The following is a 24,645-nucleotide window of genomic DNA, read 5'->3' on the forward strand; positions in this document are numbered from 1 at the left end:
CTCAAGTATCACCACGACGTCGCCCGCAAGCGGGTCAGGGTCCCCTTGGGAGGCTGCCAATCCGTTCGCGGTAGGGATGGTACGCCTTGCCTTGCTCAAATCCCATCGATGACGATGCCAGACGGCCTCAGGACGTCGCCGATGGGATCGTGGAGGGTGTCGGTTCGCCGCCACGTTCGGCGTAGGGGGGCCTATCGACCAGCGTTCCGATGAGGCGAAGCAGGGCTTGCTGCTCAGGCTTACCTGAACCATCGCTCAGGAAGGCTCCGAGCTCGATATGACGAAGCTGTCCCCCGGAGGGGCCGTTGGGCTGGTGGATGACGAAGGCGCGACCGTTCGTCGGCTCACGGCCGAGGTGCCAGGTGTCGCCGCTCGGGCTCTGGTAGAGTTCCCGTCGGTTCGACATGCGCTAGCCCTTCCTCTTGGCTCGGGCCCATGCCTACCGGGAGGGTCACGCGAGAGGCCGTTTCAGAATGCCGGTTCGTCAGACCGTAATCATATAACACACGACGAGCCAACGAACTGTATCCTTTTACACAACTGGCGGTCCCGCGATGGTAAGGACTTGGGCCGGCATTGTTCGGCGGGAGCCGATCAATGACCATGAGGTCTCGAAGACTGACGCATCGTAGACGGGCCGACTGCCTTGCGGAGGTGTCCGCCTGCATCGCCGAGGCGGAGACCTCCACCTCCGCCCAGGCCCTCACCGTCATGCTCCTGGCGAGGACCGGCTTCGACGCGTCCGAGGCCGTCCAAGGACTCTGGGTCGACATGGATGCCCTGGCGGTCCTGCGGGATGTCCGACGTTGCCTTCAGGGCTGACATCGGACGGCGAGGCTGGCTCGAACGATCCGACCGCCGCAAGACGAAGCCATTCCGGAGAAGAACGGCGAAACACCTCCGATGCTCGGACGCCCCCGACGGCATCGCGGAACAATGCCGGGCCCGAGGCGTCTCGGCTTCGAGGTCATCGAAGCCGAATGCGCCTGCCTGACCTTCATTACCCGCCCGGACGTGCCGTTTCACGAACCTCAAGGCTTAATCGCGCTTGTCATCGAACCCGAACGATCACGGTCCGGCGGTCCACGAAACCAGCGTCGGACCGTACGATGCATCCACGAGCGATGCGGTCAGCCGTTACCCGGATGCGACGGCCCCGTCGGACAGGGGCGACGTCGCCTTGGTCCTGAGCGGGGGCAATGCGCTCGGCGCCTATCATGCGGGCGTGTACGAGGTCCTGCACGAGCGCGGCATCCGTCCGGGTTGGATCGTGGGCGCCTCGATGGGGGCGGTCACGGCCGCCATCGTCGCCGGGAACGCTCCCGAGGACCGCGTCTCCCAGCTTCGCCGGTTCTGGAGCGAGGCGACCCAGCACACCGCCCCCAGCGTCTCCGGTATGCTGAAGCCGCGGCAGGTCTATAATGGCCTGCATGCCGTCCTGACGCTCATGTGGGGACGGCCCAACATCTTCCAGCATCGCTGGCCCGGCCTGTGGTCGGCCTTGCCCGGGGTGCCGAACGACGTCGCGATGTTCGATCATGCGCCACTGCTGGCCAGCATCAACCGGTACGTCGACTTCGAGCGGCTCAATCGGGGCGACATCCGCGTGACGATAGGCTGCGTCGATGTCGCGTCGGGCGAGGAGGTGTACTTCGACACCGCGCACGGGACGGTGCGTGCCGAGCATGTCCTCGCCAGCACCTCGCTTCTCCCGGCCTTCCCACCGGTTGAGATCGATGGACGGCTGCTATGCGACCTCGGATACACCAACAACCTGCCTCTTGACCCAATCTTCGCGGACGAGCCGAAACGCGACCTCCTCTGCATCGCCTCGGACCTCTTCAACCTGCAGGCGCCCCGCCCAGGCTCGCTCGATGCCGTGCTGGAACGGGCCAACGACCTCATCTTCGCCAGTGCGGGCCGCCGGGCCATCTCGGCCCTTGAGCGGGAGTACGAGCTGAGACGGAGGTTGGAGCCGAACGGGCCGACCGTGACGTTCCTTCATACCGTCTACAAGGCGGCTGCCGACCAACTTTCAGCGAAGAGCTTCGACTTCTCGCCGTCCTCAATCCAGGACCGATGGGCTGCTGGAGAGCGGGACATGACACATGGCCTGGCAGGTCTGGCAGACCATGCCTCCGATGGCCGGCGCTTCGTCTACGAAGCGGTCTGACGGGATGACGATGGCACGCCGGCACCTCCCGCGCCCGAAGACGCCATAGATAACATCCTACGGAGACGGGGAAAGACACCATTGTGGTTCGCTTTTCAGCCAACCCGATCCCCCCCGCTGCACGGTCAGCGTGGAAGTAAATTCCTCGTTCGCCGGATCACGCCCGCGTGACGGACATTACCTCCTGGTGGAAGCGGTAGCGGGTCATCCGTGCCGACACACCTCGAACCAGGAGCGTCGACAGGATGAAAGCACTCACGTGGCAGAGCCGGGGCAAGATCTCCTGCGAGACTGTACCCGATCCGAAGATCGAGCATGGGCGAGATGTCATCATCAAGGTGACCGCCTGCGCGATCTGCGGCTCTGACCTCCACCTCATGGGCGGCTTCATGCCCACGATGGAGTGCGGCGACGTCCTCGGCCACGAGACCATGGGCGAAGTCATCGAGGTCGGACGCGACAACCAGAAGCTCAAGGTCGGCGACCGCATCGTGGTGCCTTTCACCATCTGCTGCGGCGAGTGCCGCCAGTGCAAGTGGGGCAACTGGAGCTGCTGCGAGCGTACCAACCCCAATGGCAAGCTCCAGGCGGAGACCTACGGTTACCCGCTAGCCGGGTTGTTCGGCTTCTCGCACATCACCGGAGGGTTCGCCGGCGGCCAAGCCGAGTACCTGCGAGTGCCCTATGCCGACGTCGGCCCCATTGTGGTGCCCGAGGGTCTCACCGACGAGCAGGTCCTGTTCCTCAGCGACATCTTCCCGACCGCCTACCAAGCCGCCGAGCATTGCGACATCGGTCCGGAGGACACCGTAGCAATCTGGGGTTGCGGCCCGGTCGGCGTGCTCGCCGTCAAGTGCTGCCTGATGCTGGGCGCCAAGCGCGTCATTGCCATCGACAGCGTTCCCGAGCGCCTCGCCCTGGCGCGGGAAGCGGGCGCCGAGACCATCGACCTGTCCAAGGAGAACATCCAGGACACGCTGATGGAGATGACCCACGGCCTCGGCCCGGACTCGGTCATCGAGGCGGTCGGTATGGAGTCCCACGGCGCCGACACCACCCTGCAGAAGGTGTCCTCCGCCATCATGGAGCACACCGTCAGCCTGGAACGCCCCTTCGCCCTGAACCAGGCGATCCTGGCCTGCCGTCCCGGCGGCAACGTCTCGATGCCGGGCGTGTTCGCGGGGCCGGTCGGTCCAGTTGCCCTCGGCATCCTGATGAACAAGGGCCTGACCCTGAAGACCGGCCAGACCCACATGGTGCGTTACATGAAGCCGCTGATGGAGCGCATCCAGAACGGCGACATCGACCCGTCCTTCATCATCAGCCACCGCTCCACCAACTTGGAGGACGGCCCGGCTCTGTACGACATGTTCCGGGACAAGAAGGACAACTGCACCAAGGTCGTGTTCAAGCCGCACGGGTAGGCTACGTCCGGCTCAGGGCCGACACCGGACCTGAGGCGATACTCTGATCCCATCGGCCGTCCGGATCGATGGGACACGGGGCAGGGAAACGGCACCGGCCCGTCACGTCACGAGGAAAGCCTTGTTCATCCGGAGGATGACCACGACGCCGTCCGGGTCCCACTCGCGCTCGATGGACCCGTCCAGCTGCTGGGTCATCGCCCGCTTGAGCAACTTGCTCCCGTACCCTCCGGGAACGGTCGGCGCGGTCACCGGGGGACCTCCGCGCTCCGTCCAGGAAATCACCACCACGTCCTCGTGGGTGGGAGACGAGACATCCAGCGTACCGGTCGGAACCGAGAGGGCGCCGTACTTCAGGGAGTTCGTCGCCAGTTCGTGCACGACGAGGGCCAGCGTCGTGGCCGCCGCCTCGCCGACGCCCATGCGCGGGACCGAGACGCGGATGCGGCCGCTGAAGGCGCCCATGTCGTCGTAGGGTGCCAGCAGGATGGCGAGGAGGTCGCCAAGCAGCGCGGCCTTGCCCTCTCCGCCGGGGAGCGGCCGGACGAGGTCGTGGGCCCGGCCCAGAGCGGTGAGCCGCTGGGTCAACTCGCGGGCCATGTCGACGGTGGTGGTGGTCGAGCGGGACGTGATGGCGGTCAGGGCCGTGGCGATGGCCAGCAGGTTCTTGACCCGATGGCTCATCTCGCCGGCGAGGAGCTCGTGGCCCTCCTCGGCCTGCTTGCGTCCGGTCGCATCGAGGAAGACACCGAACATCACCGCTCCGACGATGCCCTGGTCGTCGCCCTGACCCCGGGCGGAGATCCATCGGACCTCGTTGCCATCCATGATGCGGAAGTCGGTCTCATAGGGACCGAGGATGGCGCGCGTCGCCGAGAAGGCCGCCCTGACCCGGTCCCGGTCGGCCGGATGGATGCGCGAGGAGAGGTCCTCGAAGGTCACGTGGGGGCTCGGGGCAAGGCCCCATAGCCCGAAGCCGCGGGCGTCCATGGAAAAGGTATCGTCGTCGACATTCCAGGACCAAAGGGCGACCCCGGCGGCCTCGATGGCCAATCGCAGGTGCTTTGCGGTCCAGGAAGGCGCGCAGTAAGCCCCCGGTGACGCTTCGACCTTTCCCATCGAGCCTGCCTCGGTGCCGTGACATCGTCCCCTGCTCGAAGGGACCGGATGCGGAAACCTAACGTGGTTCTTCGGGGACGTCCCGGGACTTATGTGTCCTTTCGGTCACATCGAAGGCCGGTTTTCGGATTCCGGATGCATCGGACCTGGGACGAACGGAGCCTTGCGGCACATCCGACCGGCCGTCGGACACGTTGGGCACGACCTACGGCTTCCACAAGCTGATGGGCACGGTGGCATGCCGTCCTCGAAGCACAGGAGCCGTCAGCGTCCCCCAAGGGTGGAACGCAATACCGTTTCCAGGTCCGCGACGCCGAACGGCTTTCGCAGCAGGACCGCGGACGGACCGACGGCCTTCTCGATGGCGTCCGTCTCGGAATAGCCGCTCGCGAAGATGATGGGCAGCGTCGGACGCTGCCTCCGCACGACCTCCGCCATCTGTGCACCGGTCATTCCCGGCATCGCGAAGTCGAGCAAGAGAAGGTCCGGATCGACCTCCTCCAGCATCGAGAGGCCCTGTTGGGCATCCTCTGCGGCCGTCACCTGGAAGCCGAGGGTCTCCAGAGATACGGTGAGGAACAGCCGCACATCCGGGTCGTCGTCCACCAAGAGGACCTTTTGGGCGGCATAGGATGCCGAAGGAGCTTGGTCACCGGCGGCGGCATCAACCCCGGCCTTCACCGGAACGAACGGGAGGCTGAGGACGATGGTGGTGCCTCGCGGGAGATCCCGTTCGATCCGTGCGGTGCCTCCGGCCTGCCTTGCCATGGCATAGACCTGGCTCAGGCCCAGACCTGTGCCCTGGCCGACGCCCTTGGTGGTGAAGAATGGCTCGAAGGCACGGGCGGCGACGGCCGTCGTCATGCCTGTCCCCGTGTCGGCGACGCTAATCTCGACGTACATGCCGGGCGGCAGGTCGTGGTCCTCGGCGACCTTGCGCTCGGTTACGGCGACGATGAGGTCGCCTCCGTCCGGCATGGCATCGCGCGCGTTGATGGCGAGGTTCAGCAGCGCCATCTCAAGCTGGGTCGGATCGGTCAGCACGCCGAGATCCTCGGGGCCGCTGTCTAGGGTCAGACGGACGAGGGGGCCGGCGGAGGTCTGGAGGATCTCGGTCAGGCCCGCGACTAGGCTCGTGACGTTCGTGGGTCGCAGCTCAAGCTTCTGCGCACGCGAGAAGGCCAGCAACTGGGCGGTGAGCTTGGCTCCGCGCTCCGCTGCCTGCAGGCCGTTCCGAGCCAGGCGTGCGACGCGCGGCGCGTCGTCGGGCTTGCGCAGGATCAGGTCGAAGCTTCCCAGGGCGGCTTGGAGGAGGTTGTTGAAGTCGTGCGCCAGGCCGCCCGTGAGCTGTCGCAGGGCCTCCATCTTGTGTCCTTGGCGCAGGGCCTCCTCGCGACGCAGGTCTTCGGTGACGTCGCGCCCGACTGTGTAGAAGCTGCTGCCTTCCGCGTCCGCTTCTGGAACGGCGGACCAGGCGAAGGGAATGGCCGTGCCGTCCGACCTCAAGAGCCGGACATGGAACTGGTGCACGGCCTGGCCGCTTCGGAGCGTAGCGACGACCTCGCCGGTCAGCGTGAGGTCGTCCGGATGGATGATCTCCGAGAAGGGCCTTGCCAGCAGGTCCGCTTCCGGACGTCCGAGCTGGCGCGACCAAGCCGGGTTGATCGACGTCAGGTAGCCCTCGAAGGTGGCAACCCCGAACAGGTCGCGGCTCGCCTCGAACAGGCGGTCGCGCTCGCGCTTCGCCTTGGCGACCTGACGGCGTTCGCCGATAACCCGGTCGGTCGTCTCGGTGCAGGCGCAGAACAGGCCGGCGATGCCGCCGCCCTTGTCCGGCACCGGGGTGTACGAGAACGAGAAGTGGGTCTCCTCGGGATAGCCGTTCCTGTGGAGCGTCAGGGTGAGGTCATCCATGTGGATCGGCTCGCCGGCGAACACGCGGTCCATCAGTCCGCCGACCGTCTCGATGACTTCTGGTCAGACCTCGAAGAAGGGCCGCGAGAGTGCGGCCGGATGCCGGGTCCCGAGCATCTCGGAGTAGCCGTCGTTGTAGAGGAGCGTGCGCTCCGGCCCCCAGGCGACGAACATGGGCTGGCCGGAACCGAGCATCACCCGGACCAGGGTGAGCAAGGACTGGGGCCAATCGCCCGGGGGGCCGAGGGGCGTTCGGCTCCAATCCTGTTCGCGCAGGAGCGACCCTGTTTCGCCGCCATCGGGAAACGACCCGCACTTCGCTTGGAATACCGTGGAACTCAACGTCTGGCGCCTTCCCTGTGACGCCCACGACCGCGCCTGGTCGGTGGGTGCTGACTTGCCTATCCTTGCCTTCGGAACCGTCCTGTCGCTTCACGCGACCCGTCACCGCCGGTACGAGGGTCCCCGCGGTCCGCGACGTAGATGTGGCGGACAATCCGGCCGTCAAGCGACGCGTCGCGGCATCGTCCCGAGCGGGGACATGTGCGTTCGGGCGCTGCTCGGGCGCTCTCGCGAGGCAAGCGGACGCCCGCCTTTCCACCCATCGGGCCGGTGACCGGGCGATCCGGGATGCGACGTCGAAGCCTGTCGAGGAGCGGACCCTGGCCCGTTACGCGAGGTTCGATGGATACGACCGGCCCAATGATCGGAGCTTTCCGACCATGCCAGACGACGGGATCACCTTCGAACGCATTCGGGAACGTGCCTACGACATCTGGGACTGCAACCATCGGCCGGATGGATTCGACGTGGAGTTCTGGCTCATGGCCAAACGCGAGCTCAATGCCGAGGCGGCCGCGGCGACGACGGCCCGCCGCGAGGACCTCAGCGAACTTGCGTCGTGAGAAGGTCCGGGCTCGCTCAGCCCCCGACGACGCGCAAGGGCTGCCTTTCGCCGGACCGCACGACGGCGGACGCTGCGCAACGGGTCTGGTTGCGACCGCCCGCCTTGGCCTCGTAGAGGGCCGCATCCGCGCGGGCAAGGAGGTCGGCGGCATCGGCGACACCGGATGCCAGCCCGATGCTGACCGTGACGGCACCCGCACCGATTCCGACGGATGCGACGGCCAGCGTCCTGACCTGGGCATGCACTTCCCCCGCGACGCGCAGGGCGCCGGCCTCGTCCGTGTCGGGCAGCAGGAGAACGAACTCCTCGCCGCCGACCCGGCAGACGAGATCCGAGGGGCGGTGCACGCATGCGGTCAGGCCCCGGGCGAGCCCCTTCAGCACCTCGTCGCCGACCGCGTGGCCATAGCGGTCGTTGTAGCGCTTGAAGTGGTCCGCATCGACGACGAGCAGCGAGAGCGGCCTGCCCGTGCGGCCTGCATCGGCGCAGGCTCGCCGGTACGCTTCCTCGAAGCGCCGGCGGTTGGCCAGCCCGGTCAGGGCGTCGGTCTCTGAGAGCCTCGCGAGTTCGGCCTGCATCGCGGCACGGCGGCGGAGCTCACGCCCGAACAGCACCGACAGGACGACCGTCAGCCCGCACAGGATCAGCACGACCGTGCCTATCACCAGGGCCTTGGCCCTCCAGCTGGCCTCCACCTCGTCGACCGAGAGTGCCACGTTCAGGATCAGCGGCAACTCGCCGACGCGGGTGAAGGTGTAGAGCCGCCGCACGCCGTCACGGACGGAAGTTTCGACGAACGTACCCGCTCCCTCGCGAGCGAACCGGTCGAAGGTCCGGGAGCCGGCGATGTTCACGCCGACGTCGGCCTCCAGGAAGGGGTGGCGGGTGATGCGCGTGCCGTCCTTCAGGTAGAGGTTGATCGCACCCTCGTTGCCGAGACCGATCTGGTCGAAGAGGCGCCCGAAGTAGGTCAGCTTCAGGCTGCCCAGCACCAACCCGCCGAAGGAGCCATCGGGCTTGTCGATACGGCGACTGAAGTTGACCATGCGCTCGCCGGTCAGGCGCGAGACGATAGGCCGTCCGACGTAAAGCCCGAGATGGCGGTTGGCCTTGTGGGCCTGGAAGTAGTCACGGTCGGCGTAGTTGCCCTTGCGCGGGGGCGAGGCGGCGAGGTCCTCGATGACGTCGCCGTTCTCGTCGAGGACGAACATCACGCCGAGGTCGCGCGCGCTCGCGGCGCGGTCGAACAGGACGAGCTGGCGCATGGTCGCGTCGAGTCGCGCCAGGCCAGGCGCCCGCAGGTTGTCCTGGACGGCCTGGAGCGTGAGGTCGATGACCTCGACGTTCCGGGCGATGTCGCGCTCGATGACCTGCAGAAGGTTGCGGGAGGTCTGCTCGGCCTTGTCCCAGGCGTCACGCCGCAGGTCCATCAGCATCAGGCCCGAGATGACGAGCATGCCGACAGGCGCGAGCACGCCGAGTGCGATCCAGGTGTGGGCGGAGCGAAGCCGTCGCGCGAGACGAAGCGGCATGGACATCGACGGCCTTTCGCAAGCAGGGTTCTTCGTTGCTTGGTATCTGGCATGCCGAGGCCTAACGCGAGTTTGAGCCAACCCCGAAAGGTTTGCCGAACGCACTCTTGGCTAACGATTTCCCTACCGGATCGCACGAACAGGGGACCGGAGGCAGGAACCTTGTCGGACCGGCGATTGGCAACGGAATCGACTTTTCGAGATCGCCGGTGCTTGCTTCGGGTCGCGACTTCCGATCCGCGGGCACCCGTTCAAGCCCCCGCCTCGGGAACGGCATACCGTATCCCGGGAATGTAGCCTTAAGGTCCGTCGTTTGATCCAAGTGCGAGCCGACGAACCATGGGAGCCGACAAAGGTGCATCCTCCGCCGGCTTATTCCGGTCGGCGACGGGATGGATGCAAGGGCGGGTTTTCACGGTCTCGCAGTCATTGACTTCGGAAGGTGTGGATCCGGATGTTTGCCTGCGCCGCGACGCGGAGGCGATGTGCCATTCCCCCACGACCTGTCGTATGCATTCGTCAGATGCGTCGTGCGAAGGGTCCAAGCCCGGGGGCCTTCGCGGAGACACTCGATTGCAAGGCAACCCTGAACTGACGGCGGCCATGCCCGGCGCTCCGCCCCAAGCGGGCGCTGCCCCCGTCGTCACCTGGCCTGCCGGGAGCGGTCCGTCGATCCGCGCGGTGCTGGCGCTTTCGCTCGCGGGTATCGCCCTGGCGGCGACCATCGCCCTCGCGGCTTTCGTGACGCGTTACGCGACGGGGCGCATGGAGGCGGAGGTCGGGACGCAGCTTGCTGAGGTCGCCGGGCACATGGCGTCCAATCTCGACCAAGGCATGTTCGAGCGCTGGCGTGACATCCAGATCGCCGCCTCCCTCGACACCCTCCGCTCGCCCTCAGGCGCGCTCGCCGACAAGCGTGCCGTCCTGAGGAGCATCCAGGAGACCTATTCGAACTACTCCATCGTCGGCCTGATCGACGCCTCCGGACGGGTCGTCGCCACCAGCCTCGGGCTCCTGGAAGGCGTGGACGTCTCGGGGCGAAGCTATTTCAGCGACAGCCGGAACGGGCCCTACGTCGGCGACCTGCACGACGCGGTTCTCCTCGCCAAGCAGCTTCCCCGCCAGTCGCGCGAACCGCTCCGGCTCCTCGACGTGGCCGCCCCCGTCCGGGACGGCGCGGGCAACTTCGCGGGCGTGGTCGTCGCCCATCTCGACTGGACCTGGGCGCGCGAACTCGCGAGCGGCCTGGCGCGCTCCCTCAGGGGCCACCGTGCCGGTTCCGAGATCATCATCCTGGGCAAGGACGGGACGGTGCTCCTCGGTCCGGAGGCGCTCCGGGGCAAGCCGCTTCCGCCCGGGTCCGACGCGGCGGAAGCCGGCGTAGGCCGCATCGGCGCGTGGCCCGACGACGGCAAGGTCTACCTCAGCGCCACCGCTGCGACGGCTGGCTATCGCGACTACCCGGGGCTGGGCTGGCGGGTGGTCGTCCGCCAGGACGCGGTCCGGGCGCTGGCCTCCGTCGACGAGCTCAGGCGGGGCATCCTGGCGGCGGGCGGGCTCGTCTCGCTCATCGCCGGCCTTGCGGCCTGGCTCCTTGCCGGCCGCATCGCGCGGCCCATGCGCAACCTCGCCTCGGCCGCCGAGGCCCTGGGACGCGGCGAGCCGCTGCCCCCCATCGCCGACCCCATCGTCCGGGAAGGTCGATGCATCGCGGACGCCCTTGCCGGCGCATCGGACGGCATCCGTCGTCGGGACGCGACGCAGCGCCTCCTCATCGACGAGCTGAACCACCGGGTGAAGAACACGCTGGCGACGGTCCAATCGATGGCGGTCCAGAGTTTCCGCGGCATCGGCGAGGAAGCGGCCCACCCGCGGCGGACATTCGAGGCGCGTCTGCTCGCCCTCTCGGCGACGCACAACATCCTCACCCAGGAAGGCTGGCACGGGGCCGACGTGGGGACCCTCTCCGCCGAGGCGGTCAGGCCGTTCGACGACGGGCGCGGACGCATCGTCCGCTCGGGACCCACGGTCTACCTGCGCCCGCAGCAAGCCCTGGCCCTCTCGCTTGCGCTGCACGAGTTGGCGACCAACGCCACCAAGCACGGGGCGCTGTCCGTCGATGCGGGACGCGTGGAGGTCACCTGGGCAATCACCGAAGCGGAGGGTGGCACGGCCCTGACCGTCTCGTGGATCGAGCGGAACGGGCCGGCGGTGCGGGCGCCCGCCCGGTCGGGGTTCGGGACCCGGCTGCTCCGTCGCGGTCTCGACGACCATGCTGGGCCGGAGATCGCGTTCGCTCCGGAGGGGCTGCGGTACGTCGCCAGCCTGCGCATCGACATGCCATCCCACGGGGCGTCCTGAACGGACGGGACCGCGGTCTTGGCCCGGCTGACGCACGGCTCTGCAGCTGGCCTTTCGAGTGGCTGCCTAGCCCGGCCCGTGGGCCTCGTCCGCCTTCGAGGGGCTTAGGCCGTCCGGCTAGCCATCACGTCGAGGTCTCAGCTCCACGACGTTGGGCATCTCGTGGCCGGCCGTACCGGACGGCCCGAGCACCTCTGCGACCTTGCGGGCGAGTTGCTCGCGCTTGAACGGCTTGCCGATGAGCTGCACCCCGTCGTCGAGGCGACCGTGATGGACGATGGAGTTCTCGGTGTAGCCCGACATGAAGATCACTTTCACCTCCGGGCGGATGGCGGTGATGCTCTCGGACAGCTCCCGTCCGCGCACCTTGCCTGGCAGCACCACGTCGGTCAGCAGCAGGTCGACCTGCGCCGCATGGAGCCCGAACATCCGGAGGCCCTCCTCGCCGTCGGGGGCCTCCAGAACCCGGTAGCCAAGGTCTGAGAGGATGGCGCAGGCGACCTCGCGCACGGCCGCTTCGTCCTCGACCACCAGCACCGTCGCCGACCCGCGCGGCAGGTCGATGGGGGCGGAGGAGCGTGTCGCAGCGGCGGAGACGGCCATGAGGGCGCGCGGCAGGTAGATCTTCACCGTCGTGCCCTGCCCCGGCTCGGAGTAAACCTTCACGTGTCCGCCGGACTGCTTGACGAAGCCGAACACCATGGCGAGGCCGAGCCCCGTGCCCTTGCCGTCGGGCTTGGTCGTGAAGAAGGGCTCGAACACCCGCTTCACCACGTCCGGAGCCATGCCGTGCCCCGTGTCCGAGACAGCCACCATGGCGTAATCCCCCGGCGTCACCTCGGCGTGGTCGCGGGCATACGCCTCATCCAGCACCTTGTTGCCCAGCTCGATGGTGAGGCGCCCGCCGCCCGGCATCGCGTCCCGGGCGTTCAGGGCGAGGTTGAGGACTGCGCTTTCCAACTGTGCCGGATCGGCCATGGCGGGCCAGAGCCCTGCGGTCTCGACGTAGCGCACGTCGATGTGCTCGCCGAGCGTGCGGCGCAGGAGCGGCACGAGGTCCGGCATGGTGGCGGAAAGGTCGATGGCCGAGGGGGCCAGGGGCTGCTTCCGGGCAAAGGCGAGGAGCTGTCCGGTCAGGGTCGCCCCGCGCTGGGCCGCCCAGGCTGCGCGCTCGATCCTCTGCTGGAGCTTGGGGTCGTCGGCGAGCTTGGAGCGCACAATCTCCAGGTTCCCGAGGATGACCTGCAGCAGGTTGTTGAAGTCGTGCGCGATGCCCCCGGTTAGTTGCCCGATGGCCTGCATCTTCTGGGCTTCCCGCAGCACGCCCTCGGCCTGGGCACGCTTGGTCATGTCGGAGATGGTCAGCACGAACCCGCCGTCCGGCATCGGGGTGCGCCGGATCTCCAGGTGGTGGCTGTCGGCGCGCTCGCGCTCGTAGGTGACCGCCTCGCCGGCCTTGCGGCTGCCGTGTCGGACCTGCTCCTCGGTCTCCAGGGCGGGGCGGCCCGGCTCTGCCGTGTGCTCGACGAAGGTGCCGTAGGCGGTGCCGGGGCGGACCATGGCCTTGGGCAGGTCGAGCAGGACCTGGAAGCAGTGGTTCCAGTTCTTGAGCTTGCGGTCCGGGCCAAACACGCCGACGCCCTGGCTCAGGCTGTCGAGGGTGGTGCGCAGGCGCAGGACGAGATCGCGTTGGGCGATCTCCGCCTTGTAGGAGCGCGACCATGCTTGGTTCAGCAGGCGGGCTGCCGTCACCAGGATGAGGACGGCGAGCCCGGAGCCGCCGATGACCATCCAGCGCACCCAGGCGGCGCGGGCGTCGTTCTGGGCGACACGCTCGGCCAGCAGCGTCTCCTCGTCGGCGAGCATCGTTGCGAGTGTCGTCTCCGCGTCTCGCATGTAGGAGCGGCCGGCATCGGAGTTGACGATGCGCAGGGCCGTTTCCAGGCCGGAATCCCTGCGTGCCTGCACGGTCTGGGCGAGTTCCTCAAGCTTGCGCTGGATGACCGGCGCCAGGTCGCGCAAACGCTTCTGCTGGACCTCGTTGTCACCCGTGAGCTTCTGCATCTCGCCTTGGAGCACGCCGATGCGGTCGCGGGCGGCGTCGTAGGGAGCGAGGTACTCGTCCCTGCCGGTGAGGACGTAGCCGCGCTGGCCGGTCTCGGCGTCGCGCAGGGCGATGGCGAGGTCCTTGAGGGTGCCAAGGACGTGATAGCTGTGCTGCGACCACTGGCGTGCCTCGCGGGAGGCGTTGAGGCGTTCCCAGGTCACCGCGCCGACCAAGGCGAGGATGGCGAGCAGAACGGCGAGAACGAGGACATTCGCGCGCGCCACGAGGTGCTTGGTCATGACGTCCGTTCCGGTGCTCGCCGTTCGGGATAGGCCCTCGCGCCCCGGCACCCAAACGGCCGCTGCCCGAATGCCGGATACCCCGTGCCCCGTAAACCTACGCGAGGAGTATGGCACATCACAGGACGATTGCGGCGATTATCGATGACCTCAGGGTTGCGATGACCTTCGCGAAGCTGATGCCGGCACCGACCCATGGATATACCGGACGGCCCTCCCTCCCGAGCCTTGGCGGTCGTCGCATCCCGCAGGTCGCCCGACGGCCATGCGCCGGCTGGCCGGGCCCGACCCGATGGTCCGTCAGGTATCGGATCGGAAAGCATCATGGTTGTCCGACGTCAGCACCTGTGGGACAGATCGCGGGTCTTCACGAACGGAGGATGGCTGGTTCATCGTAGCCCCTGAGGAGCGAAGATGAAGCAGACATCCGGACCGGCCAAGAAGCCGGCAGAAGCGGTGATCAAGGACCTCCGTCGGGCCACGCGTCGGCAGTTCCACGCGGTCACGGGCCTGGTGGCGGGCGGGGGGCTCTTCTTCCTCGCCGCGACGGGCCTGCCCTGGTCGATCTGGTGGGACCAACAGGTCCGGACCCTGTCGAACGAGGCCGGTGTCGGGCAACCGCAGGCGCTGTGGGCGAACAAGCCCGTCTCGAACGTCCCTATGCGGGAGATGCTCACCACCACGGGGTGGGCGATGGAGGATGCGCCGGTCCCGGTCTCGAACCCGAGCGCGGCATCCGCCATCGGGCTCGCCCGTGCGGTCGAAGTCCTGCGCGGCCTCGGGATGCCGCCCGGGTTCGAGATCTCGCTGCCGGTGGGCGAGACCGGCGTCTACGCCGCGGCGGCCTACCCGAAGGACGTCACCGCCCAGCGCATGATCACGCTGGACCAGTACACCGGCAAGCCGCTGGTCGACGTGCGCTTCGCCGATCTCGGCGGCGTCGCCCGAGCCGTCCAGTATGGCATCGGCATCCACAAGGGCGAACACTGGGGCCGGGCCAACCATCTCGCCATGCTGGCCTTCTGCCTCGCCACCATCCTGCTCTCCGGTCACGGCCGCGGTGATGTGGTGGAAGCGTCGGCCGGCCGGCCGCCTCGGCGTCCCGCCCTAGCCGCGCGACCGTCGCGTCGCCGTGACGGTGACGGGCATCGTGCTCGTCCTCGGCGCCCTGTTCCCGCTGACCGGCCTCGCCGTTCTCGGCATGATCGCGCTCGATCTCGCTGTCCAGGCCTTGCGCCCGCGCCTAGCGCCCTGAGCGAGCGGCCGGGGCGGGATGCGCCCCGACCCCCGCACACATCCATTCCCTTCTCTCGGTGGTGGCGGTCGCGTCCGCCTGCCGCCCACAGACGAGCCACCGCCATGCCCCGTCGCCGTCCTAGCCATCGCGTCCGTGCCCTGGCACTGATCCTCGTCGCCGGCCCGCCGGCCCGCCGGCCATTGCCACCGCCCATGCCCAGGGCGGTGGACCGGTCGTCGCCCTCGACGAGATCTCGGTCACCTCCGAGGGCAACGGCACGCAGGGGCCCGCATCCACTCCCCGCACCGGCGCTCCTCGGCCTGGGCTGCCGCCTGTCTCAGCCCCGACGCCGCTGGACAGGCCGGTCGGCGAGGTTGTGACCAGCGTCGGGCGTGAGGGCGTGATCGACAATCGCGCCGCCACGACCGTGGGCGACATCCTGCGCAACAGCCCTGGCGTGACGGTGCGACAGGGCAACGGCCCCCGTGACGTCGTGGTCTCGATCCGCGGCAACAACGCCCGCGCCACCGGCGTCTCGCGCAACTTCATCGTCCTGGAGGACGGCTTCCCCGTCACCCACGCTGCCGTGAAGCGGACATTCCGAGGGTCTGTGAAGGGTCGATCGCGACCTCTGGCGTCACCTCCTCGAGCCAATCCTGCGCGCTGCGGGCGTCGAGGAACGCCAGGACGTCGAATCCGTCCGACGCCAGCGCCTTGCAACTGCGTTCGCGTCGTCCCTCGTCGTCGGACAGGACCATGCCGAAGGGGCGGCCGATCTGTTCGTCCACCCGGCGGGTCATGCCGCCTTCCGGGTCCGGCCGGCGGCGGCCTTGCCCGCACCACGCTTCCGCGCAGGCGTCGATGGCTTCGTCTCCGTCTTGCGCGGCTGCGCCTTCGCCGGCGAACCGCCCTTCTCGGAGGCGATGCTACGCTTCAGGGCTTCCATCAGGTTCACGACGTTGCCGGAGGTCGGCGCGCCGGCCTTCGCCTTGCCCTTGCCCTTCGCGGGCTTCGGCGCCTTGCCCTTCACCAGGGCGATCAGCGCCTCCTCGTAGCGGTCCTCGAACTTCGAGGGATCGAACTTCCGGGTGGAGCGCGCGATCAGCTCTTCGGCGAGCGCCCGCATCTCGGCCGTCGGATCACCGTCGGGCATGTCCTCGAAGTAGGCCGTCGGCGAGCGAACCTCGTCCTGGTAGCGCAGCAAAGTCGCCAGCAGGCCCTTGCCGTAGGGTTCGAGCAGGACCACCCGCTCGCGCTTGTAGATGACGATGCGGCCGAGCCCGGCCATGCCCTTCTTCTTCATCGCATCCCGGATGACGGCGAAGGCTTCGCGCGAGACCTTGTCCTCGGCCGCGAGGTAGTACGGCTTGTCGAGGTAGCGCTCGTCGACCTCCTCGCGCTTGCAGAACGCCTCGATGTTGATCGTGTGCGTGCTCTCCAGGGCGATCTCGCTGAGCTCGTCGTCCTCGACGGGGACGAGCTCGTCCTTGGCGATTTCGCAGCCCTTCACCTGATCGTCGCGATCGACGGTGTCGCCGGTGACGGAGTCGACCATCAGCTGCTTGAGACGGTTGCCGGTCTCGCGGTTGATCGTGTGGCACTTCAGCTCTCTCGACGAGCTGACCGCCGGATACAGTCCGACCGCGCAGGAGACGAGTGAAAGTCGAAGATGACCTTTCCAGTTGGCGCGGGCTGCCACGTCGGTCTCCTGTGTCCGTCGAAGTATTGTCGCCCGCCGATGTAGCCGTAATTCGGCTTACCGGGAGCTTGACGGTTCAACGAGAGTCCAACTCGACTCGTTCCTCCACAGGCACACCTGTGGATAACTTGCTGACTATTGTAGTTTCCTCCTCCGTTCCTCCCCCGTCCCGGCCCGCCCAGGAACTCGATCCCGCTGGTCCCGTTTCCTCGAAACGATGACCGAGCTCCTCAAACCGTATCGGGAAAAGCGGGACTTCGAGGCGTCCCCCGAGCCCAAGGGAAAGCGCGGCCGCAAGGCGGCGAAGGCGCGGTTCGTCGTCCAGAAGCACGATGCGCGGCGCCTGCACTACGACCTGCGTCTGGAGATGGACGGCGTGCTGAAGAGCTGGGCCGTGACGCGCGGACCGAGCCTGTCGCCCGCCGAGAAGCGGCTCGCCGTCTCGACCGAGGATCACCCGGTCGACTACCTGGCCTGGGAAGGATCGATCCCGAAGGGCCAGTACGGCGGCGGGACCATGATCGTCTGGGACACCGGGTCCTGGGAGCCGGTCGGCGATCCGGCCGCCGGGCTGGCGAAGGGCCACCTCGAATTCACCCTACACGGCGAGCGGCTCGCGGGCCGCTGGCATCTCGTGCGGATGAAGGGCCGCGGCGGCGAGAAGAAGCAGCCCTGGCTTCTCATGAAGGTCGACGACGAGCACGCCCGGCGCGACGGCGACATCCTGGTCGAGCAAGAGGCCTCGGTCCTGTCGGGCCGGACCAACCGGGATCTCGCGGGCGGCGGAGCCGTGAGAGCCGATCACGCCGCCCGGGCCGATGTGGTGGCGGAACGGAAGACGAAGCCCCCTGCGTCCCGGTCCAAGGCCGCCCGCAAGGCGATCCTGCCGCCCTTCGTCGAGCCGGCGTTGGCGACCCTCGTCGACGACGTGCCCACCGGCGACGGCTGGCTGTACGAGATCAAGCACGACGGCTACCGCATGCAGGCCCGCATCGACGGCGGCTCGGTGAAGCTCCTGACGCGCTCGGGCCTCGATTGGACCGCGAAGTTCGAAGCGACGGCCCTGGCCCTGAAGGCCATGAAGCTGCCATCGGCCCTGATCGACGGCGAGATCGTCGTCGAGACGGTGGCCGGCGTCTCCAGCTTCTCCGCCCTGCAGCAGGCCCTCGCCACCGGCGATACCGGATCGGCGGCCTTTTACGCCTTCGACCTGCTCTACCTCGACGGCAGGGATCTGCGCGCGCTGCCCCTGGCTGAGCGCAAGGACCTGCTGCTGCAGAGCCTCGACGACGCTCAGCCGGGCGGCCTCGTTCGGTTCAGCGAGCACTTGGCCGCCGACGGCGCGGCCATGGCGCGCCATGCCTGCAGGCTCGGCCTGGAAGGCATCGTCGCGAAGCGCGCGGACGCGCCCTACCAGTCGGGCCGGACCGACGCCTGGCGCAAGATCAAGTGCAGCTCGTCGGAGGAGTTCGTGGTCGCCGGCTTCATGCCGTCGACCACGGCGCCGAAGTGCGTGGGATCGCTGATCCTCGGGACGCACGAGGACGGCACTCTCGTCCATGTCGGGCGGGTCGGCACCGGCTTCCGCGACGCGGTCGCGCGGGATCTCTGGACGCAGCTGGAGCCGCTGCGCCTTCCGGCGCCGCCCTTCGAGGCCGAGCTGCCGCCGCTGGCGCGCCGGAACGCACGCTGGGTCGAACCCAGGCTCGTCTGCGAGGTGACGTTCCGCGGATGGACGGGCGACCGCCAGCTCCGTCACGCGTCCTTCAAGACGCTCCGCACCGACGTGCGTCCGGACGAGGTGATGCGGGAGGCGAAGCCGAAGCCGGCGAGGGCGCGGACGCGAAAGCTAGTCCGAGCGGTCTCGAAGCTGACGCATCCGGATCGCGTGCTCTGGCCCGACGTCGGCCTGACCAAGGAGGGTCTCGCCGAGTACTACGCGGAGGTCGCCGACGGCATCCTGCCGCACGTCGTGGACCGGCCGCTGTCGCTTCTCCGGTGCCCGGACGGTCTCGGGTCCTGCTTTTACCAGAAGCATGCCTGGGCCGGGCTCGAAGAGCGCTACATCCGGCTCGTGGGCGATGAGAAGGCTGTCGTCGTCGGCGACCCCGAAGGCCTCCGCGCTCTGGTCCAGTCGAGCGTCCTTGAGATCCATCCCTGGGGCGCGTCGGCCTCCGACCCAGATCGGCCGGATCGTCTGGTCTTCGACCTGGACCCGGGCGACGGCGTCGCGTGGGCCGATCTCGTGGCCGGCGCCCTGGATGTGCGCGAGCGGATGTCGGCCGCCGGCCTCTCCAGCTTCGTGAAGACCACCGGCGGCAAGGGGCTGCACGTCGTCGTGCCGCTCGAACCGAAGGCCGGCTGGGACGAGGCGAAGGCCTTCGTTAAGCGGATCGCATCCGAGATGGCGAAGGACGCCCCCGACAGCTTCGTCGCCACCGTGTCGAAGAAGGCCAGGGACGGCCGCATCTACCTGGATTACCTGCGCAACCAGCGCGGAGCGACGGCCGTCGCGGCCTTCTCGACCCGGGCCCGACCCGGTGCGCCCGTATCCGTTCCCGTCGATTGGGACCAGCTCCCGTCGCTCGGGTCCGGCGCGCGCTTCGACGTCGCCAGTCTGCCTGGCCGCCTGTCCGCCTTGGGTCGCGATCCCTGGGCCGGGTTCGAACGCGCGGCCCGGCCGTTGGATGCTGCAGGGCGTCGGCCACGTCGGAGGACCTAGTGGTCGAGATCCTGCGCTCGGCACTCATCGCAAGGGGCTGCTTGCGACCCAACACTGCCATTCGAGATCTCTTTGTCGATACCCTGAAGCGGACACGACATTCGTTGGGCATGATCAGGCAGCCAAGCGCCAGTACGATGGACTGGTGGACCGGAACACCCGCCGTGACGCCGTCCGCCGCAGCCCAACTCACGCCGTGGGGCGCCCGCGCGATGTCCCCGGCCGCATACACCCCCGCCTCCGTCATCAGATTGGCGGCATCCGTGCGGATGACCGGACCGAACGGTCCTTCGTTGAGCGCGCAGCCGAGCCGTTCCGCCAGCGGGCTGTTCATCTGCGTTCGCGGGACTTCGTGAACTCCGGCTCCTCCGTCCCCCAGGGGGCGATCAGGGTGGCAATGGTCATGCCCTGAAGGGTCATGGTTGGCTCCTCTATCGGTGGCGGATAAGGGGTCGGCCTCAGGCCGGAATGCTCTCCGGCGAGGCGGTGTTCTCGGCGGTCACGCCGTTCTCCCGGTGTCGGAAGTCGCTCAGCGCCCGGTAGACCTGGAGCCGCGCCCGCATCACCGAACCGAGCGGCTGGTGCGCCACGAGGCTGTGCGCGGGGCGGAAGGTCATCACCTCGTCGAAGTAACGCACCCGTTCAGGAGAGTAGGCGTCCTGCCGGGGTAGGTGGAGCGTCGCCACCGTACGGTACGGGCTGACCGCGACCGGCCAGTCGACCGACGCGTCCTCAATGGGCTGGCGCTCGGCGTCAGCCCACAGTTAAGCCTTCAATTCGAACACCACCTCAGTCTCGCTAAAGAACGCAGCCGCCGCATGGCGGAAACCATCCTCGTCCCCGTGCGGATCAAGGCGCCATTCGGCGAGGTCCCTTTGGGCAGGCGAAGCCGGGACCGCCCCGAGCTTGGCAACGTAGTCGCCGAACCGCATCGGGGCCTGGCTGAAGTAGCTGTCGGCGAGCGGATGGCTGTAGGGATGGCCGAGAAAATCGGCCATGGCGCTTTCTGTGCCGAAGGCGTGCAGCATTCGGTTGAGGTTGCGGGCTGTGGCCGCGACAGCGCTCTTCACGCCCTCCGGCAGGCCCGTCGATTTTCCAATGACCGTGCCGTCCCGCAGGAAGCCCGCCGCCGTGCCCGACGGGAAGGTCGTGCCGGTGGCGAGCACGAAGTCCTGGGTCTCGACATCGTGGCCCGGCAACTTCTCGCCGGGCACCTCGAAGACCTTGATCGACATGCCGCGGTGGGTCGACACCCGGTCGCCCAGGATCTCCCCGGGCCCTTGCGCGAAGCGCACCGCCACCTTGTGCGTCCCCGATTTGGCGAACAGGCCCTGTGCAAGTTCCGGAGGCAGGTTCTCCGGAACGACCAACTCCCCGACGACGCAGGCCGAACTCTTGGCGTGGCTCGCGCGTACCGCGTGGCGCTCGCGCTTCTCCACGACCTGCGACTGCTGCGTCATCCCCTGAATGATGCCGTCGATGGACTTCTGCTCGTCCGGGGCAGGCGTCTCGATGTCGGGGGCGTAGCGAAGGTATGTCATCGGCGTCTCCTCGACGTGTCGTCCGCCTGCGGGATGGTTTGACGAAAGCAGGGATCGGGACGTGGGGTCCGAAAGCCGCCGGATCGCGGCCGCGCCTGGGCGGAAAGAATGACCGCACCGCCGAAAAGCCGCGCCAGCCCCCTGCCGTTCCACACCTCGTTCAGGGGCGATTGAATGCCGCACAACCCGGAACGTCGCCGGGTTAACGGGTGTTCTGTCCTGGCCGCCAGCGGGAGACAGACCTTGCGATCACCGGTGCGATACACTCCCGACGTCGAGGCAATGATGCCGAACGAAGGGCAGACCATCGAGCAGCTCAACCAGACCTTCGATAAGATCCTGAACCGGGTCGCGGAAGATTCCGGGCACGCCGTGCGTTCAGTTCACGCCAAGTCCCACGGCATCCTCGAAGGTGTGCTCAACATCGATGCCGGGCTTCCGCCGGACCTGGCCCAGGGGCTGTTCGCCAATCCCGGCGAGCACAAGGTCTACATGCGGTTGTCGACCAACGCCGGCGACATCCTCCCCGATGCGGTCTCCCTGCCCCGAGGCCTCGCACTCAAGGTGCTGGACGTCGATGGCGAGCGCCTGGCGGATGCAGAGGGGACGACGCAGAACTTCATCATGGTCAACGGCAAGGTGTTCCAGGCGCCGAACACGGAGAAGTTCCTGGGCAGCCTCAAGCTGCTGGCCGGTACCACGGACCGCGCCGAGGGGCTGAAGGTCGCCGCCTCTACGGTCCTGCGCGGCGTCAACAAGGCTTTGCAGGCGGTGGGCATCGACAGCCCCACCATCGGTTCCCTGGGCGGTGCGCTCAATGTCGATCCGCTCGGCGAGACCTATTACAGCCTGACTCCGTTCCGGTACGGTGACTACATCGCCAAATTCTCGCTGGCCCCCGTCGCGCCGGCTCTGACCGCCCTGACCGGCACTGAGATCGACGCCTCCGGCCGCCCGAATGCCATCCGCGAGACAGTGCAGTCCAAGATGATCGGCATCGCCGGCGAATGGGAGTTCCGGGTCCAACTCTGTCGCAACCTCGAACGCCAGCCGGTCGAGGACCCGACGGTGGAGTGGAAGGAGGACGAGGCACCGTTCCAGCGGGTTGGGATTGTCCGGGTTCAGCCGCAGGACAGTTGGGACCCCGCCCGGGTCCAAGCGGTGGATGAGGAGATGCGCTTCAGCGTGTGGACCGGCCTCGCAGCGCACCGACCTCTCGGCAACATCAATCGCGCCCGCAACGCCCCCTACAGGCATTCGGCCGAGTTCCGCGAGCGGTTCAACCGCTGCCCGATCCACGAGCCGGGCGCGGTGATCTGAAGCGACATCCTGAGGTCGCAACTACTGTAGGTATCAGGATAGGGCGCGACGGCGATGTCTGTTTCATCGCTAATCCGCTCGAAAGCCGACAGGCAGAAATCCGCCCAACATGGTCGTACAGGTTACAGCAGGCGCCTCCCGGGAGTGGACACAGACCCAAGCTTGTGGACGCAACATTAGCGTAAATCCTATGGACTGGTCATGAAAACACCCGCCGCGGCCGTTTCGACCTTGACCGCGACTGCCATCGTCGTAGCCGACATGATCGGTGTCGGCGTCTTCACCAGCCTTGGGTTCCAGGTCACCGACATCACGTCCGGCTTCACACTGCTGCTGCTCTGGTTCATCGGGGGCGTCGTCGCCCTATGCGGCGCGTTCTGCTACGCTGAACTCGCGACAATGTTTCCCCGCTCCAGCGGCGAGTACAATTTTCTCACCCGCGTCTACGGCCCGGCGTTCGGGTTCATGGCTGGCTGGCTCTCCGCCACCGTCGGTTTCGCGGCACCTGTGGCCCTCGCCGGTATGGCGTTCGGGCAGTATGCCAAGGCCGTCCTGCCCGGTGCGCCGCCGCTCCTCCTCGGCCTTGGGGTCATCTGGATCGTCACCGCCGTCCACCTCCGAGGCACACGCCACGGCAGCGTCCTCCAGGTTGGTTCCACGCTGCTGAAGCTGGCGCTGATCGTCGCCCTTATCGTCGCGGGCTTCACTTACGGCGAGGCTCAGCCCATCGACTTTGCGCCGCACGCCTTCGACGTCGGGCAACTCTTCAGCGCTAGCTTCGCGGTCAGCTTGGTCTTCGTGATGTACGCCTACACCGGCTGGAACGCGGCAACCTACATCGTCGGCGAACTTGCGGATCCACCCCGCAGCCTGCCACGGGCTCTGTTCGTGGGGACTGGCATCGTCGTCGTGCTCTATGTCGCCCTAAACGCGATGTTCCTCTACACCACGCCGCTCCCCGCCCTCGCCGGCCAAGTCGAAGTCGCGCTGATTGCCGGGCGCCACATCTTCGGCGAAACAGGTGGTCGTCTCGTTGGCGCGCTAATCTGCTTAGGGCTTATCCCAACGATCAGCGCGATGATGTGGATCGGCCCCCGCGTGACGGTAGCCATGGGCGAGGACATGCCGGTGCTCGGGGCACTCGCCCGCCACTCAAGCCGCGGGGTCCCAACGGCCGCAATCCTTCTTCAATGCGCGGTCGCCAGCCTGCTCCTGCTGACGCAGAGCTTCGAGGCGGTACTGGACTTCATCCAGTTCGCCCTGACCTTCTGCTCGTTCCTGACGGTGCTCGGTCTCGTCAAGCTGCGGATCACACGGCCCGACTTGCCGCGATCGTGCCGGGCCTGGGGCTACCCGGTCACCCCGCTGATCTTCCTGTCCATCACGCTGCTGATGATGGTCCACCTTCTGACGGTCCGGCCGTTCCAGTCGCTAGCAGGCTCCCTGCTGATGCTGGCCGGGCTCCTGCTTCACGTCCTTGCAAGGCGTCAGGATCAGGAAGGAACTCGGCCGACGTCTCCGGAGTAAGCGAGGCTCTTCAGGATTTAGCAGCCCGCAGGACGTCGAGCCGGTATTTGTCGGTCCGCTCCTGCTTCAGGATCTGGGCGAAGCCGCGCGCGCCAGCGATGAACCCTTCGGCAGCCTCGTCACCGGACAGGGGATAGTGGGTCACACCGGTCCAGTGCACCAGTACGATATCAGCCTCCGGCAGCAGAGCATTCCCGACCCGTGCGACTAGACGGGCGAGGTCGGGACGGTCGAGGTAGTACGCAACTTCCGAAATCAGGATCAGGTCGAATTTGCCCTCGGGCCACTCGCCGGGAACAGCACTGAGCTTGAAGCTGGTGTTCGGGCAGTCAGCGCAGCGTGTACGGGCCTGCTCAAGTACCGATGGCACAACGTCGAGCCCCAGGAGAACCTCGCAGCGAGGGCAGAGCTGATGAGTGAACACGCCGATCGAGCAGCCTACCTCAAGCGCTGAGGTGTAACGGGACCGCGGCAGGGCCGCCAAGGTGGCCGCGTACTTGTCCCGCTCGTAGGCGCTCGTTGCGAACTGCCATGGATCGGAATCTGTGGCGTACATGCCTTTGAAATAGTCGGTATCAAGCGTTTTTGACCGCCGACCCGTCGGTGTCTCGGCCGGGCTGGCATTACCTGATTCGGCGCTCAATGATCCGTTCATTCCCAACAACATAGCGGTAGCCACACCGCCGCCGGATTGTAGCAGCCGGCGACGCGAAGACGTCTTCGTTTCGCTCATGTCACGCCTTATGAATTCCACGGGTGAGCCAGAATGCAACCTCGCTTGGACGCAGTAGTTCCAGAGCGAGGCCGGAGATAAGCGATACGC

At 67.4% G+C, this 24,645-nt stretch carries 17 protein-coding genes and 3 pseudogenes; 10 read left to right on the top strand and 10 right to left on the bottom strand.

Going from position 1 to position 24,645, the window contains the following annotated elements; genetic code table 11:
- Positions 1 to 127 precede the first annotated feature (127 nt).
- Positions 128 to 406, bottom strand: a complete 279-nt coding sequence (locus OF380_RS00845; RefSeq protein WP_264048904.1) for a hypothetical protein — start codon at positions 404 to 406, stop codon at positions 128 to 130.
- A gap of 197 nt (positions 407 to 603) precedes the next feature.
- Here OF380_RS00845 and OF380_RS00850 point away from each other — a divergent pair, with 197 nt between their 5' ends.
- The 3 genes from OF380_RS00850 to OF380_RS00860 all read left to right on the top strand — a co-directional run bounded on the left by OF380_RS00850 (position 604) and on the right by OF380_RS00860 (position 3,597).
- Positions 604 to 822 carry a hypothetical protein gene (locus tag OF380_RS00850; protein WP_264048905.1) on the top strand — a complete coding sequence of 73 codons (219 nt, stop codon included), beginning with the start codon at positions 604 to 606 and terminating at the stop codon, positions 820 to 822.
- Between the two features lie 358 nt (positions 823 to 1,180).
- Entirely contained in the window at positions 1,181 to 2,173 is a 993-nt protein-coding gene (locus OF380_RS00855) for a patatin-like phospholipase family protein (RefSeq protein ID WP_404810520.1), read from the top strand.
- 245 nt (positions 2,174 to 2,418) lie between these two features.
- Entirely contained in the window at positions 2,419 to 3,597 is a 1,179-nt protein-coding gene (locus OF380_RS00860; protein ID WP_264048907.1) for a zinc-dependent alcohol dehydrogenase, read from the top strand.
- 102 nt (positions 3,598 to 3,699) lie between these two features.
- On the opposite strand, the gene OF380_RS00865 is transcribed toward OF380_RS00860, so the two are convergent.
- The 3 genes from OF380_RS00865 to OF380_RS00875 form a co-directional block, all read right to left on the bottom strand.
- Positions 3,700 to 4,716, bottom strand: a complete 1,017-nt coding sequence (locus OF380_RS00865; protein WP_264048909.1) for a sensor histidine kinase — start codon at positions 4,714 to 4,716, stop codon at positions 3,700 to 3,702.
- A gap of 264 nt (positions 4,717 to 4,980) precedes the next feature.
- Positions 4,981 to 6,663, bottom strand: a complete 1,683-nt coding sequence (locus OF380_RS00870) for a hybrid sensor histidine kinase/response regulator (protein WP_264048910.1) — start codon at positions 6,661 to 6,663, stop codon at positions 4,981 to 4,983.
- A gap of 30 nt (positions 6,664 to 6,693) precedes the next feature.
- Positions 6,694 to 6,972, bottom strand: a complete 279-nt coding sequence (locus OF380_RS00875) for a hypothetical protein (RefSeq protein ID WP_264048911.1) — start codon at positions 6,970 to 6,972, stop codon at positions 6,694 to 6,696.
- Between the two features lie 143 nt (positions 6,973 to 7,115).
- On the opposite strand from OF380_RS00875, the gene OF380_RS28670 reads away from it, so the two are divergent.
- Complete coding sequence (locus OF380_RS28670; protein WP_318784398.1) at positions 7,116 to 7,535, top strand: DUF2934 domain-containing protein; 420 nt, start codon at positions 7,116 to 7,118, stop codon at positions 7,533 to 7,535.
- A gap of 16 nt (positions 7,536 to 7,551) precedes the next feature.
- Here OF380_RS28670 and OF380_RS00885 read toward each other — a convergent pair whose 3' ends face one another.
- Complete coding sequence (locus OF380_RS00885) at positions 7,552 to 9,075, bottom strand: sensor domain-containing diguanylate cyclase (RefSeq protein ID WP_264048912.1); 1,524 nt, start codon at positions 9,073 to 9,075, stop codon at positions 7,552 to 7,554.
- A 567-nt stretch (positions 9,076 to 9,642) separates the two neighbouring features.
- Here OF380_RS00885 and OF380_RS00890 point away from each other — a divergent pair.
- Entirely contained in the window at positions 9,643 to 11,430 is a 1,788-nt protein-coding gene (locus OF380_RS00890) for a sensor histidine kinase (protein WP_264048913.1), read from the top strand.
- Positions 11,431 to 11,547: 117 nt separating this feature from the next.
- On the opposite strand, the gene OF380_RS00895 is transcribed toward OF380_RS00890, so the two are convergent.
- On the bottom strand, positions 11,548 to 13,776 hold the full coding sequence (locus tag OF380_RS00895; RefSeq protein WP_264048914.1) for a CHASE3 domain-containing protein: 2,229 nt from the start codon (positions 13,774 to 13,776) through the stop codon (positions 11,548 to 11,550).
- A gap of 471 nt (positions 13,777 to 14,247) precedes the next feature.
- Between OF380_RS00895 and OF380_RS00900 the strand changes: the two are divergent.
- A pseudogene (locus tag OF380_RS00900) lies at positions 14,248 to 15,031 on the top strand (PepSY-associated TM helix domain-containing protein); the annotation flags it as partial.
- Positions 15,032 to 15,440: 409 nt separating this feature from the next.
- Positions 15,441 to 15,533, top strand: a pseudogene (locus OF380_RS28675) (hypothetical protein); the annotation flags it as partial.
- 52 nt (positions 15,534 to 15,585) lie between these two features.
- Here OF380_RS28675 and OF380_RS00910 read toward each other — a convergent pair.
- Both OF380_RS00910 and ku read right to left on the bottom strand, forming a co-directional pair.
- Positions 15,586 to 15,813, bottom strand: coding sequence for a hypothetical protein (locus OF380_RS00910; protein ID WP_264048915.1), 228 nt, complete (start codon positions 15,811 to 15,813; stop codon positions 15,586 to 15,588).
- On the bottom strand, positions 15,810 to 16,712 hold the full coding sequence (gene ku / locus OF380_RS00915) for a non-homologous end joining protein Ku (RefSeq protein WP_264048916.1): 903 nt from the start codon (positions 16,710 to 16,712) through the stop codon (positions 15,810 to 15,812). Before ku ends, OF380_RS00910 begins: the two co-directional genes overlap by 4 nt.
- A 217-nt stretch (positions 16,713 to 16,929) precedes the next feature.
- On the opposite strand from ku, the gene ligD reads away from it, so the two are divergent.
- On the top strand, positions 16,930 to 19,434 hold the full coding sequence (gene ligD, locus OF380_RS00920) for a DNA ligase D (RefSeq protein ID WP_264048917.1): 2,505 nt from the start codon (positions 16,930 to 16,932) through the stop codon (positions 19,432 to 19,434).
- 458 nt (positions 19,435 to 19,892) lie between these two features.
- Here ligD and OF380_RS00925 read toward each other — a convergent pair.
- Positions 19,893 to 20,975 (bottom strand): annotated as a pseudogene (locus OF380_RS00925) (catalase family protein).
- Between the two features lie 282 nt (positions 20,976 to 21,257).
- Between OF380_RS00925 and OF380_RS00930 the strand changes: the two are divergent.
- Entirely contained in the window at positions 21,258 to 22,295 is a 1,038-nt protein-coding gene (locus OF380_RS00930; protein WP_264048918.1) for a catalase family protein, read from the top strand.
- A 201-nt stretch (positions 22,296 to 22,496) separates the two neighbouring features.
- Positions 22,497 to 23,822 (top strand): APC family permease, encoded by a 1,326-nt coding sequence (locus OF380_RS00935; protein WP_264048919.1) that lies wholly within the window; start codon positions 22,497 to 22,499, stop codon positions 23,820 to 23,822.
- A gap of 10 nt (positions 23,823 to 23,832) precedes the next feature.
- Here the strand turns inward: OF380_RS00935 and OF380_RS00940 are convergent, their stop codons facing one another.
- On the bottom strand, positions 23,833 to 24,477 hold the full coding sequence (locus OF380_RS00940; RefSeq protein ID WP_264051521.1) for a nodulation S family protein: 645 nt from the start codon (positions 24,475 to 24,477) through the stop codon (positions 23,833 to 23,835).
- Positions 24,478 to 24,645 lie beyond the last annotated feature (168 nt).

It is taken from the genome of Methylobacterium sp. FF17 (genome assembly GCF_025813715.1).
GTDB classification, from domain to species: Bacteria; Pseudomonadota; Alphaproteobacteria; order Rhizobiales; family Beijerinckiaceae; genus Methylobacterium; species Methylobacterium flocculans.

Excerpts from the sequence above, each read along its gene's own strand:
- OF380_RS00870 (WP_264048910.1), bottom strand. The coding sequence starts at position 6,663 with ATGGACCGCGTGTTCGCCGGCGAGCCGATCCACATGGATGACCTCACC.
- OF380_RS00850 (WP_264048905.1), top strand. The coding sequence starts at position 604 with ATGAGGTCTCGAAGACTGACGCATCGTAGACGGGCCGACTGCCTTGCG.
- OF380_RS00940 (WP_264051521.1), bottom strand. The coding sequence starts at position 24,477 with ATGAACGGATCATTGAGCGCCGAATCAGGTAATGCCAGCCCGGCCGAG.
- OF380_RS00935 (WP_264048919.1), top strand. The coding sequence starts at position 22,497 with ATGAAAACACCCGCCGCGGCCGTTTCGACCTTGACCGCGACTGCCATC.
- OF380_RS00865 (WP_264048909.1), bottom strand. The coding sequence starts at position 4,716 with ATGGGAAAGGTCGAAGCGTCACCGGGGGCTTACTGCGCGCCTTCCTGG.
- OF380_RS00885 (WP_264048912.1), bottom strand. The coding sequence starts at position 9,075 with ATGTCCATGCCGCTTCGTCTCGCGCGACGGCTTCGCTCCGCCCACACC.
- ligD (WP_264048917.1), top strand. The coding sequence starts at position 16,930 with ATGACCGAGCTCCTCAAACCGTATCGGGAAAAGCGGGACTTCGAGGCG.
- OF380_RS00910 (WP_264048915.1), bottom strand. The coding sequence starts at position 15,813 with ATGACCCGCCGGGTGGACGAACAGATCGGCCGCCCCTTCGGCATGGTC.
- OF380_RS00895 (WP_264048914.1), bottom strand. The coding sequence starts at position 13,776 with ATGACCAAGCACCTCGTGGCGCGCGCGAATGTCCTCGTTCTCGCCGTT.
- OF380_RS00930 (WP_264048918.1), top strand. The coding sequence starts at position 21,258 with ATGATGCCGAACGAAGGGCAGACCATCGAGCAGCTCAACCAGACCTTC.
- OF380_RS00860 (WP_264048907.1), top strand. The coding sequence starts at position 2,419 with ATGAAAGCACTCACGTGGCAGAGCCGGGGCAAGATCTCCTGCGAGACT.
- OF380_RS00845 (WP_264048904.1), bottom strand. The coding sequence starts at position 406 with ATGTCGAACCGACGGGAACTCTACCAGAGCCCGAGCGGCGACACCTGG.